Annotated in this window: 18 protein-coding genes; 17 read left to right on the forward strand and 1 reads right to left on the reverse strand. The window is 55.8% G+C overall.

Annotation, left to right across the window (positions count from 1 at the left end):
- The first annotated feature begins 124 nt into the window (after window positions 1-124).
- The 17 genes from FIV46_RS00165 (at window position 125) to FIV46_RS00245 (ending at window position 15,737) form a co-directional block, all read left to right on the forward strand.
- Complete coding sequence (locus FIV46_RS00165) at window positions 125-1,150, forward strand: VOC family protein (protein ID WP_219845804.1); 1,026 nt, start codon at window positions 125-127, stop codon at window positions 1,148-1,150.
- 103 nt (window positions 1,151-1,253) lie between these two features.
- Window positions 1,254-1,841, forward strand: a complete 588-nt coding sequence (locus FIV46_RS00170) for a carboxymuconolactone decarboxylase family protein (protein ID WP_139937784.1) — start codon at window positions 1,254-1,256, stop codon at window positions 1,839-1,841.
- A gap of 304 nt (window positions 1,842-2,145) precedes the next feature.
- Window positions 2,146-3,171 (forward strand): 2Fe-2S iron-sulfur cluster-binding protein, encoded by a 1,026-nt coding sequence (locus FIV46_RS00175; protein WP_139937785.1) that lies wholly within the window; start codon window positions 2,146-2,148, stop codon window positions 3,169-3,171.
- A gap of 37 nt (window positions 3,172-3,208) precedes the next feature.
- Window positions 3,209-4,201 carry a dihydrodipicolinate synthase family protein gene (locus FIV46_RS00180; RefSeq protein ID WP_219845805.1) on the forward strand — a complete coding sequence of 331 codons (993 nt, stop codon included), beginning with the start codon at window positions 3,209-3,211 and terminating at the stop codon, window positions 4,199-4,201.
- 23 nt (window positions 4,202-4,224) lie between these two features.
- Entirely contained in the window at window positions 4,225-4,488 is a 264-nt protein-coding gene (locus tag FIV46_RS00185) for a hypothetical protein (RefSeq protein WP_139937786.1), read from the forward strand.
- 31 nt (window positions 4,489-4,519) lie between these two features.
- Window positions 4,520-5,350 (forward strand): DODA-type extradiol aromatic ring-opening family dioxygenase, encoded by an 831-nt coding sequence (locus FIV46_RS00190; protein ID WP_139937787.1) that lies wholly within the window; start codon window positions 4,520-4,522, stop codon window positions 5,348-5,350.
- 17 nt (window positions 5,351-5,367) lie between these two features.
- Window positions 5,368-5,967, forward strand: a complete 600-nt coding sequence (locus FIV46_RS00195; RefSeq protein ID WP_139937788.1) for a 2-hydroxychromene-2-carboxylate isomerase — start codon at window positions 5,368-5,370, stop codon at window positions 5,965-5,967.
- 55 nt (window positions 5,968-6,022) lie between these two features.
- On the forward strand, window positions 6,023-7,351 hold the full coding sequence (locus FIV46_RS00200) for an aromatic ring-hydroxylating oxygenase subunit alpha (protein ID WP_139937789.1): 1,329 nt from the start codon (window positions 6,023-6,025) through the stop codon (window positions 7,349-7,351).
- A 17-nt stretch (window positions 7,352-7,368) separates the two neighbouring features.
- Window positions 7,369-7,893, forward strand: coding sequence for an aromatic-ring-hydroxylating dioxygenase subunit beta (locus tag FIV46_RS00205; RefSeq protein WP_139937790.1), 525 nt, complete (start codon window positions 7,369-7,371; stop codon window positions 7,891-7,893).
- A 74-nt stretch (window positions 7,894-7,967) separates the two neighbouring features.
- Complete coding sequence (locus FIV46_RS00210; RefSeq protein WP_139937791.1) at window positions 7,968-8,717, forward strand: GntR family transcriptional regulator; 750 nt, start codon at window positions 7,968-7,970, stop codon at window positions 8,715-8,717.
- A gap of 17 nt (window positions 8,718-8,734) precedes the next feature.
- The gene (locus tag FIV46_RS00215; protein ID WP_139937792.1) at window positions 8,735-9,562 is read left to right on the forward strand and encodes an SDR family NAD(P)-dependent oxidoreductase; all 828 of its coding nucleotides are present in this window, start codon (window positions 8,735-8,737) and stop codon (window positions 9,560-9,562) included.
- Window positions 9,563-9,664: 102 nt separating this feature from the next.
- A complete protein-coding gene (locus tag FIV46_RS00220) occupies window positions 9,665-10,855 on the forward strand; it encodes an aromatic ring-hydroxylating oxygenase subunit alpha (protein ID WP_139937793.1) in 1,191 nt (396 codons plus the stop codon).
- The gene (locus tag FIV46_RS00225; RefSeq protein ID WP_139937794.1) at window positions 10,855-11,346 is read left to right on the forward strand and encodes an aromatic-ring-hydroxylating dioxygenase subunit beta; all 492 of its coding nucleotides are present in this window, start codon (window positions 10,855-10,857) and stop codon (window positions 11,344-11,346) included. The genes FIV46_RS00220 and FIV46_RS00225 overlap by 1 nt, the downstream gene beginning before the upstream one ends.
- Before the next feature lie 21 nt (window positions 11,347-11,367).
- A complete protein-coding gene (locus tag FIV46_RS00230; RefSeq protein ID WP_139937795.1) occupies window positions 11,368-12,966 on the forward strand; it encodes a GMC family oxidoreductase in 1,599 nt (532 codons plus the stop codon).
- A gap of 108 nt (window positions 12,967-13,074) precedes the next feature.
- On the forward strand, window positions 13,075-13,383 hold the full coding sequence (locus FIV46_RS00235; protein WP_139937796.1) for a non-heme iron oxygenase ferredoxin subunit: 309 nt from the start codon (window positions 13,075-13,077) through the stop codon (window positions 13,381-13,383).
- 69 nt (window positions 13,384-13,452) lie between these two features.
- Window positions 13,453-14,202 carry an SDR family NAD(P)-dependent oxidoreductase gene (locus FIV46_RS00240; RefSeq protein WP_139937797.1) on the forward strand — a complete coding sequence of 250 codons (750 nt, stop codon included), beginning with the start codon at window positions 13,453-13,455 and terminating at the stop codon, window positions 14,200-14,202.
- 68 nt (window positions 14,203-14,270) lie between these two features.
- A complete protein-coding gene (locus FIV46_RS00245) occupies window positions 14,271-15,737 on the forward strand; it encodes an aldehyde dehydrogenase family protein (RefSeq protein WP_139937798.1) in 1,467 nt (488 codons plus the stop codon).
- A gap of 77 nt (window positions 15,738-15,814) precedes the next feature.
- Here FIV46_RS00245 and FIV46_RS00250 read toward each other — a convergent pair whose 3' ends face one another.
- Window positions 15,815-16,219, reverse strand: a complete 405-nt coding sequence (locus FIV46_RS00250; protein WP_139937799.1) for a nuclear transport factor 2 family protein — start codon at window positions 16,217-16,219, stop codon at window positions 15,815-15,817.
- Window positions 16,220-16,314: the final 95 nt, after the last annotated feature.

The following is a 16,314-nucleotide window of genomic DNA, read 5'->3' on the forward strand; positions in this document are numbered from 1 at the left end:
GTCCGATAAGTAAGAACGATTTTACAAGTCTTTTTATCTTCCCCTAGTCTATTCAAAATATAGAAGGAGGCTGCCAGGCATGGGATTGGCGGCGTTTGTTGTGTGATCAGGGTTCAGAGCAACTTTGAAACAAGGGAGATCTACCGTGCCGATTACCGGGATAGCAGAAATTATTTACGGCGTTGAGGATTTTGACACCTGCGTTGAGTTTTTCGAGGACTACGGGCTCAGCAGGCTGGAGAGCGGCAGCGATCATGCGCTGTTCAGCGTGATCAGCGGCCAGCAGATCCGGGTCTACCCGCTGGGCGATGACCGGGTGCCGAAAAGCGAGCTGATGGGGCCGGGGGTCCAGGAATGTATCTGGGCGGTGCCGCGCCAGCAGGACCTGGACGGCCTGGTGGCCGACCTGTCCCGGGACCACGAGGTGACCATCGACGAGACCGGCACGGCCCATTTTGTCACCTCGTTCGGCCAGGCGATCGGCCTCAGGGTGTTCCAGCCGCTGCCCTATACCTGCTGTCCGGCGCCGACCAATGCGCCGGGGATCATCAACCGCATGAATGTGCCGCGCAAATGGCTGAGCCGGGCGATCCCGAAAACCATCAGCCACTGTGTGTGGACTTTCCTCGATGTGAATGAGGCCTTTGACTTTTACAGCCAGCGGCTCGGCTTCAGGATGAGCGACATCCAGAAGGGGGTCGGCATCTATATCCGCGCCGGCCGCTCCACCAACCACCATAACATCATGCTGGCCGATGCGGACCAGGTGCTGTTCGGCTTTGACGGCAAGTTCCGGTTCCACCATGTCAACTTCGGGGTCGAGGACCTGGACGAGATCATGGCCGGCAAGAACTATATGACCCGCAAGGGTTACGGCGACAACGGCTGGGGCTTTGGCCGCCACCGGGTCAGTTCCGAACTGTTCCTCTATATGCCGTCGCCGGCCGGAGGCGAAGTGGAGTATGGCGCCGACTGCGACCAGGTTGATGGCAACTGGCGTCCGCGGGTATGGGGCGCCGCCTTTGCCGCCTTTACCTTCATTCACGACATGCCGGACTGGCTCAAGGAGCATGAGCCGGAATGGGATGTCAGCTATGTCACCCCCGAAACCGCGCGATATGTGCCGATAAAGGAAACGACAGAAGGCTGATCACCACGTAAACTTTCAACAGATTCCCGAAAGGCCGATCAGGAGCAGGCATCGCGGGGGTCTGTTGTTCTGTAAACCAGATTTCGAACCAAGGATAATTACAATGTCAAATCAAGAGCCACGCATTCCCGCCGTCACCGAAGCTGACTGGACCGACGAAATGCGCGATCTTTTCGAGGTCATGGAAGGGCCTGAAGCGCGGGAGAAGGGGCCGAGCCGGGAGATTATCAAATATCTTGCCCAGCATCCGGTTCTGTCTACAAAGTTTCTGGCTTTTGGGTCTCATCTGCTTTTCCATTCCAGTCTGCCGGACCGCGAGCGTGAATTGGTGACTCTTTATGTCGCCTGGAAAACCAAATCCGATTACGAGTGGATCAGTCACGTGCCGTTCGGGCTTCATGTTGGTGTGACCGCCGAAGAGATCCATGAAGTGAAGAAGGGGCCGTCCTCCGATATGTGGTCTGACAAGGACCGGGACCTGCTGGTTGCCTGTGATCAGTATCTGGAAAACTATTGCCTGGATGACGAACTCTGGGCATCGCTGTCCAGGGAATGGAGTACCGAGCAGATGGTAGAACTGCTGTTCACCATTGGTAACTACATGCTGTTTTCCGGGGTGCTGAACACATTGCGGATCCCGCTGGAGGCTGGAACCGAAGACTTCGTCAAAAACTTCGGTCTGCCGGATTAAATTACAGAAATTTTGGGACCAGCCGTACAGTTCCGGCTGGTCCTGCTGCTCGAAAACAGCGGCCAGTACAGGTGGGGGCAGGGGCACCGTTTCAATCACCGGCAGTTATATCTTTTATCATCAATAATGATGGCTCTTTGGCGAGTAATTTCTTGACAATCGAGATTTAAAAAGTTTTACTACAAAAATAAAAAATATCGAGATTTTGTAAAATTATTATTGTTACGATTTGGGCGTAACAGGTGCCGGCGAAACGAGCTGAAAATAACGATTTCGACCAGGTGCAGCTTATGGGTGGCTTTAAATGACGAATTTTTCTATTCGGGTATCAGGTGCTGACGAAAAGGAATTCCGCTGCGAGGCGGATGACACGATTCTCGGCGGTGCGTTGCGTAACGGCAACGGCTTCCCCTATGAGTGCAATTCCGGCGGCTGCGGCTCCTGCCAGTTCGAGCTGCTGGATGGTGAAGTCGAGGAGTTATGGCCGGATGCGCCGGGGCTGTCTCCGCGCGCAAGAGAACGGGGCCGTCGCCTGGCCTGTCAGTGCGTGCCGAAAACCGACCTTACTATCAAGGCCTCCTTCAGAGATGAATATGTGCCGGCGGTTGCGCCGAAAAAACAAAGCCTGACTTTTGTCGGTGCAAAACAGCTGACTCCGGATATGACTGAATTCAGTTTCAAGGCTTCCGAGGACGCCGAGTTCCTGCCCGGTCAGTTTGCCATGCTTGACCTGCCGGGCGTGGAAGGGCTGCGCGCCTATTCCATGAGCAACCTCGCCAATGCCGACGGCCTGTGGAATTTTGTCATCAAACGGGTCCCGGACGGGAAGGGGACTGCCTACCTGTTCGATATCATGAAGTCCGGTGATGAAATTTCTCTCGATGGGCCCTATGGCAACAGTTACCTGCGGACCGACAATGGTCGGGAAATCATCTGTGTGGCGGGCGGGTCCGGCCTGTCGCCGGTGCTGTCGATCCTGCGCGGCGCCGTTCAGGCGCCCGAGTTGGAAGGTCGCGGCTTGAAGCTGTTTTACGGTGGTCGCGGACCGCAGGATATCTGTGTGCATGATATCGTCGCGGCCGACCCGCTGCTGAGTTCAAGAGTTGAGGTGCATACGGCCATTTCAGATGAAGAGGCCCCCGGCGCGAGTGAGTGGACCGGCGCACGCGGATTTGTACATGAGTTGGTGAAAAATACCCTGGGCGACGACATCAAGGAGTTTGACTATTACTTCTGCGGGCCGCCGCCGATGACCGATGCTCTGCAACGAATGCTGATGCTGGAATACAAGGTGCCGGCAAAACAGATGTATTTTGACCGCTTCTATTAATTGAAATTGACGAAAAATCTAAGGGAAAGAGTTTATCATGGCTGCAAATAAAAAACTGATGACAGTCGAAGACGTTCAGGGCGCTTGGGCAATCATGCCGACACCGGCAACGGACGATGCTTCCGACTGGCATGCAACGGATACTGTTGATGCGGATGAAGTGACGCGTGCCGTAAAGGGTATGGTTGAGGCGGGGATCGATGGCATTCTTTCCCTCGGTACCCTGGGCGAATGTGCGACCCTGACCCGGGACGAAAAACGGAAGTTTATCGGCACAGCAGTAGAGGCTACCGAAGGCCGCATTCCCTTCTTTGCCGGTACGACTGCCCTTGGCACCCGCGAAACTATCGAGCAGACCCGCGAAGCCCAGGAGCTGGGCGCTGTCGGTACCATGCTCGGCCTGCCCATGTGGTGTGCTGCCGACATGACCACTGCCGTGAAATTTTACAAGGATGTGGCGGAAGCCTGTCCCGACATGGCGATCTGCGTTTACGCCAACCATGCCGCCTTCCGTTTCGCCTTCGCGACCGAGTTCTGGGAGCAGGTGGCGGATATTCCGCAGGTGATCATGGCTAAATATGGTGCCATTCCGACCCTGGCTGCCGATCTTGCCGCAACCAAGGGCCAGGTCAAATTCCTGCCGATCGAATCCATGTATCTTGAAGCTGTGAAGGTGGACTCGGAATTCTGTAACGCTTTCTGGTCCAGCGGTGCGGCGTGTGACCCGAGCCTCGCTTCCCATATCCGGGATGTTGTGGCAGCTGCTGTCGCTTCCAATGACTTTACGGCTGCTGAAGAACTGATCGGGGAAGTTGGCAAGACACTGTGGCCGCTGATCCCCGGTGGCAACAACTTCGATGAATTCAACAAATACAATATCGGGCTCGAGAAAGAGCGCATTAACGCCGGTGGCTGGATGAAAGCCGGTCCGTGCCGTCCGCCCTACACCTATGTGCCGGAAGAATATCTGGACGGCGCCCGCGCCTCCGGTCGCGGCTGGGCGGAACTGGCCAAAAAAGTTAAAGCGTAACGACCCGTACCGAGGAGGTTCAAATGAGCATCAATGCGATCGAGAAACTGCTGTGGCAGGTAAGTGTCAATCCTGCCGAGGCCCAGGCTCTGAGGGAAGACGCTGCCTCTTGTTTGAGCCGGTACAGGCTTGATGAAAAAGAGCGCTCCCTGGTGTCCGGCTGGCAGCTCAGGGCCATGCTGGACAGCGGGGTGCACCCCATGGTGCTGCTGATGGCCTATGCGGCCGTCAACGGTCCCGAGGCCGGCATGAAATATGCCGAAGAAATACACAAGCCCCAGGCTTGAGCTTCTTGAGTGAGAGGAAAAGGAACGAGACATGGCTGAAATAGTCGGCGGTTTTTTGATGCCGCATAACCCGATGCTGACACTGGCGCCGCAGGCAGCGGACCCTGAACAGGGTAAAGTGATTTTTGACTCCTTCGAGAAGATTGTAAATCGTGTCAAGGAGCTGGAAGCAGACACAGCGATCATCATTGGTGATGACCACTATACCAACTTCGGGCCCCATTGTTTTCCGGCCTGCCTGATCGCGACCGGCGATATCGATGGTCCGGTGGAACCGTTCCTCAACATCGAGCGGGCGCCGATGGCAAATAACGAGGAGCTTGCCCAGCATATTCTGAAGACAGGTTATGACGAAGGCATCGACTGGTCCTTTGCCAAATCCCTGACCGTCGATCACTCGATTGCCATTCCGCATCACCTGGCCGTCAAGTCGGTACCGGGCCTGAAAACCATTCCGATCTATCTGAACGCCGCTGTGGCGCCGCTGCTGCCCAGCAAGCGCGCCTACCAGATTGGCGAGAGCATCAAACATGCGGTCGAATCCTGGTCCGGCAATGAACGGGTTGTTGTGTACGGCACCGGCGGCATCAGTCACTGGGTTGGCAGTGTCGGCATGGGCCGCATTAATCCGGAATTTGATCACCGCATCCTCGAGATGTTCAGGAATGGCGACATTGAAGGCCTGATCGCCCTTGATGACGAGACGATCCTGAACGAGGGCGGCGACGGCTGCCTCGAAATCAAAAACTGGATCTGTGCAATGGGGGCCTTCCCCGGCGCCACGACGGAAACGATTTCCTATGAAGCTGTGCCCCAGTGGATCACCGGCATGGGCTTTGCCGAAATCAAAATGGCCGCCTGAAGCGAGGAACTGCGACGATGAGTAATATCGACTTCTATTTCGACTTTATCAGTCCCTACGCCTATCTGGCCAACAGTCAGTTGCCGGCGCTGGCCAGAAAATACGGCTACAGCATTAGCTACAAGCCCATTGACCTGAAGGCGGCGAAGCTGGCGGCCGGCAATACCGGGCCAGCGACCGCGCAGATGCCCGCCAAGCTGAAATATGCCATGGCCGACTTTGCCCGCTGGTCCAAAAAATACGACGTGCCGCTGGCTTTCGCCAATGTCATCCCGGTGACGGAACGGGCCAACAAAGGGGTCTTTTTTGCCGTCGAGAAGGGGCAGGCCGAAGAGTATGTCAATGCCCTTTGGAAAGCGACTTTTGGGTCAGCCGGTGATTTCAACAGTGACGAGCTGTTGAGCAGCGTCGCCAGCGAGATGGGATGGTCGCCCGAGGAATTCCTTGAGTTCGTTGAATCAGACGAAGCCGGGCGCCTTTATGACGAAGGCAACAAGGCTGCCCAGGACCGTGGTGTGTTCGGTGCGCCGATCATGATGGTGGGCGAAGAAATGTGGTGGGGGAACGATCGCCTCGATCTTCTCGAAGAATTTCTGGCAGAGCAGTCCGGGAGTTAGGGGCTGAAGCTTACAGCGTGCAGACGCGCGGTGAGGAGTCAACTGGAGAAAGCAAATGGTGGACATTAAAGAACTGATTGACGTAGAGAACTGGACCCATAGTCGCCGGATATTTTGGGACCGGGATATCTATGAGATGGAGCTTGAGCGGATTTTTGCGCGCTGCTGGCTGTTCCTGACCCATGAAAGTCAGATTCCCAATTACGGTGATTTCTTCGTCACCAAAATGGGGGAAGACGAAGTGGTTGTCACCCGCCAGAAGGATGGCACCATCAAGGCTTTCCTCAACCAGTGTCGTCACCGCGGTATGAAGCTCTGTATGGCGGAAGCCGGCAACGCTCGCGCTTTTTCCTGTGCCTATCACGGCTGGGCCTTTGGCGTGGACGGCGAACTGAAAAGTGTTCCCGCCGAACAGGAAGCCTATGGCCCCGCCTTCGATCGAGCCCAATGGGGCCTGCGGCCGGTGGCCAAGGTGGAAAGCTACCAGGGATTTATCTTCGGCTGTATGGATGCCAATGCGCCGTCCCTGGTCGACTACCTGGGCGATGCAGCTTGGTATATGGATGTCTGGGCCGGTGTTCCCGGCGGACTGGAATTTATCGGCCCGCCGAGCCGCTCCATCATCAAGTCAAACTGGAAATCACCGCCGGAAAACTTTGTCGGCGACTCCTACCACATCGGCTGGACCCACGCCAACGCCCTGAAGGCGATGATGGGCGAGGTCATGCCACAGGTTGCCTTTGCCGACCCGAAAGCTGGTTTCCAGGTCACAACCCGTTACGGTCACGGCCACGGCATCAGCCACAGCCCGGGTCCTCTGCTGCTGGCCCCGAGCTGCCCCGACCTGTTTGAATGGCAGGCAAAACGCTCTGCCGAGATGGCGCCGGAAATCGGTGAAAAGGCTGCGAAAATTTATGCAGAACATTGGGATGCCACCATCTTCCCTAACTGTTCTTACCTTCTGGGAACCTATGTTTTCAAAGCCTGGCACCCGATCGGACCTGACAAGATGGAGGTCATGACATGGGCCTTTGCTGAGAAAGACATGCCCGATGACCTGAAGCAGCGCCTCCACGTGGCAGTTCACCGTGTGTTTGGTACAGCCGGTATGCTGGAGGGAGACGATATCGATAACTTCGAATATATCACGAGGCCCAATGAGGGGCATGTTACCCGCCAGGGACGCCTGAACCTGCAGATGGGGATGGGGTATGAGCGCGAGGATCCGGACTATCCCGGCGTTATCGGGAACTTCCTGAGCGAACATGGCCAACGCGGCTTCTACCGGTCTTGGGCCGACTGTTTGTCCTCTGACAACTGGTCCGAACTGGAATCTAAAACCGCGACCTGGAGGGAAGACCTCCTGCGCAAAAAGAACGCCTGAGAACGGGAGTACGGAAAATGAATGATCACCAACCTGTTTCCATGGAAGTGCATCACGAAATCCAGCAGTTTCTCTATAAGGAAGCGCGGTTTCTGGATGACGAGATGATGCGTGAATGGCTGACCGACATGGTGGATCCGGAAATCCGCTATCAGCTGGTTGTACGCGATGAACGTTTTCGCAAGGACAAGAGCCCGGACAGGGAACGGGAAGTTTATCTGTTTGATGACGATTTCACCATCCTGGACTTGCGTGTCAAACAGTTTGAAACCGGCTTGCAGTATATGAACGATCCGGCCCAGCGGATGATCCGTGTTGTCTCCAATGTGGAAGCTTTCCACCGTGACAGTGACGGAGAATTCGAGGTTCACTCCTATGGCATCGCGTCACGGTTCCGTCGTCAGTATGAAGGCGAACGTTCCGTGTTCCGCCGGAAGGATGTGCTGCGGCGCGCAGATGACGGCACGCTGAAGCTGCTGTCACGGCGGATTGAACTGGGTGAGCGCGTCGTCCGGAACAAGAATCTTTTATTCTTTCTTTGAGCGAACAGGGGATCGGTTAAACTGTCAGCAAATTGATCCAGTTCACTAGAAAGTCTCGGAAGGAGTTGAACACTATGCGCAAGAAACAAAAAGATGATCCCAAAAGCGGCACGCTGGTCGAGATGGCCCATGCGGCGCTGAAAAAGGATATCATTGCCGGATTTCTTCGGCCCGGCGAGAAGTTGCGTGTGGAGCACCTGAAGCAGAAATACGGGGTCAGCAGCGGCACCCTGCGTGAAGCGCTGACGATGCTGATTGCCGACAAGCTTGTGGAAGTCGAAGGGCAACGGGGCTTTACCGTCGCATTGGTTTCTGCTGAGGATTTGAAAGATCTTTGCCACATCCGGATCCTGCTGGAGAAGGAAGCGATCAGAGAGTCCATTGAACATGGAGATGATGAGTGGGAAGCCAGTGTCGTGTCCTCCTACCACATCCTCAGCCGGGCGACGAAGGCTTTTTCCGAAAACCCCAAGGATGAAAATTTGCTTGCCGAGTGGGAACGCCGACATCGCGAATTTCATCTTTCCCTGATTTCCGCTGCACCGTCCGCGTGGATCCGTTACTTCCTGGATACAGCTTATCAGCAGTATGAGCGTTACCGTCATATGTTCCTGGAAGTTGCAGAGGAATTTTACAAGGATCGTGACGCCGCTGCAGAGCATGAGGCATTGCTGAATGCTGTACTGGACAGGGATGCTGATCTGGCGGCGAAATTGATTGAAGAGCACCTGACACTGTCCATCAACGAGTGGGTGGGATATTTCGAAAAAATTGGCGCCTTTGCCTCCTCCGAGGATGCGGCAAAAGTGAAGAAGGCTGGATAGGATTGGAAGTGACGACCATGGCGCAGAACTATTTCGCTGACCGTTTTGCAGGAAAGGTGGCAGTTGTCACCGGCGCCGCCCAGGGCATTGGGTTTGAGGTGGCGAAACGGCTGGGCCTGGAAGGGGCAAATATTGTCGTTGCCGATGCCGCTGAGGTGCCGGCTCTTGAGGCTGTCGACGCTCTGAAACAAATGGGCATTTCTGCTGTAGGTTCTGTTGGTGATCTGACGTCTTTGAAGGTGGCAGAGGGAGCCATGGACCTTGCAGCGAAGGAGTTCGGCGGGCTCGATATTCTGGTGAACAATGTCGGCGGCGCCATCTGGATGAAGCCGTTCTGGCATTTTACTGAAGAGGAAATGCGCAGCGAGGTGGACCGTTCACTATGGCCGACCCTGATGTGCTGCCGCGCGGTTGTCGACCAGTTCCGGGCCCGGGGAAGCGGCGTGATCGTAAATGTCGGGTCCAATGCGGCGACGGACGGATTTTACCGCATTCCCTATTCTGCCTGCAAAGGCGGCGTCGTTTCGCTGACCAGGTCGCTGGCGGTCGAACTGGCGGGGTTCAATATTCGCGTCAATTGCGTCAGTCCGGGCGGCACCATGGCGCCGGAGCGTAAAACACCGCGCAGCGACAGTCCGATGGACGAACAGCAGCAGGAATGGATGGAGCAATTCATCAAACTGGTCAGGGAAGAAGAGATTCTCCCGGAATATGCCTCAGCTGAAGAACAGGCCGCTGTGATCGCCTTCCTGGCGTCAAGCGAGGCCGGCCATCTGACGGGTGAGGTGATTGAGACAGGCCGGCGCGGGCGCCGGATCAAGGACATCCTCGGAGAGCTACCCTAGACCGTAAAAGGATTAGGCGCAGGTGCGCAGTGAATTGATTGCCCGCAGGGGTGATGAAGAGTTGGAGATTGAGATGAAATCGAAGAGCTATAGGAGGCGTAAATGAGCCAAAAAGCAGAAATAAGACCGGACCTTGTCTGGCCGACGGATGTGACCGACGTGCCGAAAGAAGTTTTCGTTCGGGAAGATATCTTCGAACAGGAACTGGAAGATATCTTTTACGGTCCCTATTGGCACCCGGTGGCCCACGAGGCGGAAATCCCCAATCCCGGCGATTTCAAGCTGTTTGACCTGGGACGTGTGCCTCTGTTGATTGCTCGCGGTGATGACAATGTGGTTCGCGTGTTTATCAACGCCTGTAGCCACCGCGGCAACCAGGTGGAAACTTCACCTTGCGGTAACAGCAAAGGTTTTGAGTGCCCCTATCACCGCTGGTCTTTCAAGAATGACGGCAGCTTGCTGAACTGTCCGGGATCAGAAGATTTCTCTCCCAAGTTCTCCAAGGAAAAATATGGCCTCAAGGAAGTCAAACAGCAGAACCTGTACGGCCTGATCCTGGTAACCCTGAGCGATAATCCGCCGGAGTTCAACGACTGGGTCGGCCGCACTGCGGAAACCATCAAAAACCAGATCGGTCACGAAGGCGGTCTCAAGCTTCTCGGCTACCAGAAGGTGAAATATGCCTCCAACTGGAAGGCCTATATGGACAACGACGGCTACCATGCGCCTCTGCTGCACACCGGTTTCCGTCTTCTCGGCTGGCAGTCCGGCGGCGGTCGCCAGTTCTACACCGAACATTGCCATGGCGGCGCTGAATCCCAGCTGAAACCGGGCAAGTCCATGGGCGTGCTGAAAGATGAATCCCTGATCGAATTCAAGGATGCCGACTGGGATTCCGGTTCCTTCGTCAGTGGCCTGTTCCCGATTACCATCATGGTGAAACACCTGGATTGTATCAGCATTCGTTTCGCTATCCCCCGGTCCGTCGACAGTACGGAAGTGCATTATGCCTATTTCGCCAAGAATGATGACAGCGAGGAAATGGCGCTGCACCGGGTGCGTCAGGCGTCCAACCTGCTTGGCCCGTGCGGCATGATCAGCATGGAAGATGCCGCGATTTTCCAGCGCATCCAGATCGGCAGCCACTCCCCGGGTGTTGCCACCTTCCAGAAAGGTGTGAAGGACCTGCATACCATTCCGACCGACATTCTTCAGAATGACGAAACAACCAATATCCCCCGCTGGGAGTACTACCGGAAACTCATGGGTTTCCACAAAGAAGGAGAGGCCTAATGACTGCAATTTCACAGGATGTCCTCTATAAGCTGGACGAGCTCCAGAACCGGTACATCGCCGCATTGGACAGCAAGGATATCAAGGGTTGGTCCGATACCTTCAGCAAGGACAAGGATGCGACCTATATCTGCCGGTCCGCTGAAAATGAGTCCATGGATCTGCCCATCGCCCTGATGTATGACGACTGCCGCGCGCGCATCCTGGACCGGATCACCTTCATCACAAAAGTGTGGAAGGGCACTTTCCAGGACTATCGCACCCGGCACTTCACACAGCGTATTTCCGTGGAGCAGGAGTCCGAGAACACATACAAGATGCGGAGTAACTTCTCCATCGAGTATACACAGGACCCGCATGCTTCTGCCAACCTGGCGGCCGGCGTGTATGAAGATGTTATTACGCTGGAGGACGGGGAAGCGAAATTCCTGTCAAGACGGGCTGTCTACGACACCACGGTTCTTCCGCAGTATATCGTGTATCCCTTCTAATCAGGAAGACGTGAGGGTCAGTTGGACACCTTTGATTATATAATTGTTGGCGCCGGTTCGGCCGGTTGCGTGCTTGCGAACCGCCTGTCAGAAGATGGGCGGTTCCGGGTTCTTCTTGTGGAGGCGGGGCCAACGGACGGAACGCCGCTGATCAGTATGCCCAAAGGCTTCGGCGCGTTGCTGCAAAGCCAGTCCCATGTGCGGCATTTTGATGTTGCGCACGAAGACAAGGCCATGCGCAAGGAAATCTGGCCCAAGGGAATGACCCTCGGCGGATCAAGTTCCGTGAACGGCACCCTTTATGTACGGGGCCAACCCCAGGATTATGACGACTGGGAAGCACTTGGCGCCGCGGGCTGGGGCTGGGATGTCATCGGTGAATGCTACAAGCAGATGGAGGATAATTCCCTCGGTGCGGACGGGGTGCGCGGCGTTGGCGGCCCGTTGCATATTTCGCCGCATCCGGACCGGTCTCCGCTCAGCGAGGCAATGATTGATGCGGGTGTATCCTTGGGCCTCAAGCGCAGGGAAGATACCAATGGCCTCGACCAGGAAGGTATCGGTTATACCATGCGCACGATCAAGGACGGCGTCCGTGTAAGCGCCTCAAGCGCTTTCCTGCATCCGGCCAAAAAGCGCAAAAACCTGATTGTCGAGACCAGGGTCTTTGTCGAAAAAATTCTGTTCGAGGGAACCCGGGCGGTTGGCATTCGTTGTCGCCAGGGAGACCAGAGCATCGACTATAAAGCCGGGAAGGAAGTCATTCTTTCGGCCGGATCGCTGCAGTCGCCACAGCTGTTGCAGCTATCCGGGATCGGGTCGGCGGATCATCTGCGCGGACTGGGCATTGATGTGATCCAGGACAGCCCCGGCGTCGGGCAGAACCTGCGCGAACACTGGATGAATATTGTCCAGCAAAAGCTCCAGGTGCCCGCCAGTACGAATTTTCAGTTCGGCGGTTTCCGGCTGCTGGTCAATGCATTGCAGTATTTCCTGTTCAAAAGAGGGCTGATGTCGACCAGTTCTCACGAGGTGATCGGTTTTGCCAAAACCCGGCCCGGTCTTGACCGGCCGGATGCGGAAATTGTTTTCGCTCCCTTCTCCCTGGTACAGGGCGGGGAGGAAGCAAAATTTGCCTTCGAGCCGTGGCATGGCATCCAGATGCACGGCTTTCAGCTGCGTCCGGAAAGCCAGGGCAGCGTCATGATCAAGTCTGCCGATCCGGCAGATCAGCCGGTGATCAAACCCAATTATTTTGCCACCGAAAATGATCGCCAGACCGCGATCAGCATTGTGCGCTATATCCGTGAACTGCTCGCGCAACCTGCCTTGAAGGACTTTGTTGCCGAAGAGACGCTTCCCGGACTTGATGTGCAATCGGATGACGAGATCCTGTCTGTCGTCAAGAAAACCGGCAGTTCGGTCTTCCATGCTTCCGGGACCTGTAAAATGGGCCAGGACGACATGGCGGTTGTTGATCCCGAGCTCCGTGTCCGCGGTGTTTCAGGTCTGCGGGTTGTGGATGCTTCGGTAATGCCGACGCTGGTGTCCGGTAACACCAATGCTGCGGCCATGGTGATCGGCTGGCGGGGATCGGATCTGATATTGAAAGACGCTTAGAGTGCTATTTGAATGGGAGGGTGCGCCGTATTTTCGGTATAATTTTAATCAGGGTATTTATGCCCGGCGTTTAACCCCTAACAAAATTGAAGTGGAAAGAAGAACAAGATGAGCTTGATAAAAGTATGTGACGAAGGGCAGCTTAAGCCCGGCGAAATGATGGCCGTTGAGAATGATGAGTTGCCGCCTATCGCGCTCTATAACATCGATGGCACATATTATGCCACCTCCAATATTTGCACGCACGCCATCGCCATCCTGACGGAAGGCTTTCTCGAAGGCGACACCATTGAATGCCCGCTGCATGGCGGCGCTTTCAACGCCAAAACAGGCGAAGCAACAAATTTCCCCTGCGAAGAGCCGCTGCAGACCTATGAGGTCCAGGTGAAGGACGGGGAAGTCTTTATCGAGGCTTAGCTGGCTAAGCTTTTGCAGGGCGGCCAGGCGTTTCTGGTCATCAGAATTATATCCAAAAGGAGTGAATAAATGAGTGAAAAAGTTGCACTGGTCACAGGAGCCGCGGCGGGTATCGGCGCAGAAATTTGCCGCCGTCTCGCCAGCGAAGGTTATGCCGTTGGCGTGCTTGATATCAATATCGATGATGCCTCCAGGGTTGCCGACGAGATCGTGGCTGCAGGTGGCAAGGCGATTGCGCTCGAGGCCAGTGTGGCAGACCGTCCCCAAGTCATAGCGGCGGCGGACAAGCTGCGCGCGGAATATGGTCCGATCACTATTCTGGTCAACAATGCAGGGATTACCGGCTGGGTGCCGTTCGAAGAAATCACCGATGACGACTGGGACCGGATGATGGCGATCAACACGCGCGGTGTGTTCATCCCGACCCAGGTTATTCTGCCGGACATGAAGGCCGCCAAATGGGGCCGGATCGTGAATATTTCCTCGTCTTCCGCCCAGTCCGGAACCGCCCTGATGGCGCACTATTCTGCCTCAAAGGGTGCTGTTATTTCCATGACCCGCAGCCTGGCACTGGAACTCGGCCCGCTTGGCATTACCGTGAATAACGTGCCGCCGGCCTCCATCGCCGGAACCGTGATGTTCGAAGCGACTAAAGACAAGATGCCGCTGACGGTTGAGCAGATTGCCCAGATGTTGCCGGTTCGCCGGATGGGTGAAGCACAGGATATTGCCAATGCCGTTGCCTGGCTGGTCAAGGAAGAAACAGGATACGTCACCGGCCAGACCATCGGCGTTAACGGCGGTCGTGTGGTTTCCTGACAGGACGTAACTTTTAGTCTAACAGCCGGTTGCCTGTGAGTGCAGGCAACCGGAGGGAGAGAAATCAGATGTCCTCTACCGAAACAATCCAAAATACTTCGGCTGCCTCCGCAGATGAAATTCAGCGGATGCTGGACGAGAAACTGGCGCTGCAGCGTGCCGCCGTAGAGAAAGAGCCCTATCCGGAGCTTGCGGTGCGCAAGGACCGTCTCCAGCGCGCACTTGATGCGACATTGAAGAATGAAAAGCGGATCGTGGAAGCAACGCAGGCGGATTTCGGCCATCGGCCGGAACTGACTGTGCTGCTGGCGGATCTGATGTTTCCCGTCGCCGCCCTGAAGCATGCGATCAAGAATGTCGATCGCTGGGTGCGTCCGGAAAAACGTCGGGCCGATTTCCCCATGAACCTGCTTGGCGCCAAGGCCTATGTTTTCTACCAGCCGCTTGGCGTTGTCGGGATCGTCGCGCCCTGGAACCTGCCGTTCGGTCTCGGTTACGGGCCGTTGGCCGGTGTTCTGGCCGCGGGCAACCGCGCCATGATCAAGCCGTCTGAACTGACGCCGGCAACTTCCCAGCTGATGGAGGACATCACGGCGGAGGTCTTTGATCCTGACGAGGTGACTGTCGTGCAGGGCGGTGTCGATGTGGCAAGCCGTTTCTCGGCCCTGCCGTTTGACCATCTTATTTTCACCGGCAGCGCGCCGGTGGCCCGCCACGTGATGCGGGCGGCCGCCGACAACCTGACTCCGGTGACCCTGGAGCTGGGCGGCAAGGCGCCGGTGATCATTGCCGAAGGGGCTGATCTGGACGTCGCGGTAGAGAAAATCGTCAACTACAAGATGGGTAACGCCGGTCAGGCCTGCATGGGTATCGACCACGTCATGGTGCACCACAGCGACCGCGATAAATTCGTCGAGATCCTGAAAAGCAAAATGGCCGAGTTCTTCCCGGACTATGCCCATAACCCGGATGTCTGCGACGTTTTCCTGCCGAACCAGCGTAATCGACTGGCCGGCCTGGTGAAAGATGCCGCAGAACGCGGCGCAAAGATCGACCTGATCGGCGAATATGACCTTGAGAAACTTGCCGAGACTTGGAAGTTTCCGCTCGCTTTGGTGATTGATCCGCCGCAGGATGCGGAAGTGATGAAGGATGAGATTTTCGGTCCCGTCCTGCCGATCATCAGTTACGACACCCTGGAAACGGTGGTTGAGAGGGTTAATTCCGGGGAACGGCCGCTGGCGCTTTATTTCCTCGGTGGTAACAAGGAGCAGCAGGAATATCTGCTGCGCAACACCTGGTCCGGTGGCGTGACTTTTGACGACATCATGCTGCATGCCCTGACCCAGGACCTGCCGTTCGGCGGGGTTGGGCACAGCGGTATGGGCCGCTATGGCGGTCATGCCGGGTTCAAGACCTTCTCCAACCCCAAGGCCGTGGCGCATCCGCCCAAGGTCAATCTGATCAAGATGAACCCGCCCTATAACGACAAAATGTCAGCTATGATCCGCAAGTTCATGGGCATCAAGGAATAAAATCCCTTCCCACAGCTGAAAAAAAACGCGCCTCAAATTACTGGGGCGCGTTTTCTGTTTCCAAAGGGTAAAACCCGTCAGGCCCGCCGCAGGGTTTCGAACCGGCGTGACTGGAAATACCAGCGACCATCCTTCTTTACATATTCATCGTGGTGGCAGCCGACCAGGGTCATCTGATCGCCGTTCTTGCGGGTGATGAATTCCTGGCTGTACACCTTGCCGGTCGCTTTATCACCGTCGATTGCCAGTTCGTTAGGAAAACCACTGATAGACACGAACTCGATGTGTTGCATAAGGTTTTCATAGACGGCAACAACTTTATCCCGGCCTACGACCGGTTCATCCAGCATGTCGATCTTCCAGGAACCGTCCTCGGCAAAGGTATCGCCCCATTTGGCGCTATCGCGTCGCATGGCGGCGGCGAAGAATGTGCTGATAAGCTCCTGGATGGCCAGCTGATCTTCGATCTGGGTGTTGCTCATTTTGATCTCCCTGATTGCATGTAGTTGTCAGATTATATGTTTCTTTCACGAGACAAGGGGACTTATCAAAAGTCCCCTTGCATCGCATCCCCCCA

This window comes from Emcibacter nanhaiensis (genome assembly GCF_006385175.1).
Taxonomy (GTDB): domain Bacteria; phylum Pseudomonadota; class Alphaproteobacteria; order Sphingomonadales; family Emcibacteraceae; genus Emcibacter; species Emcibacter nanhaiensis.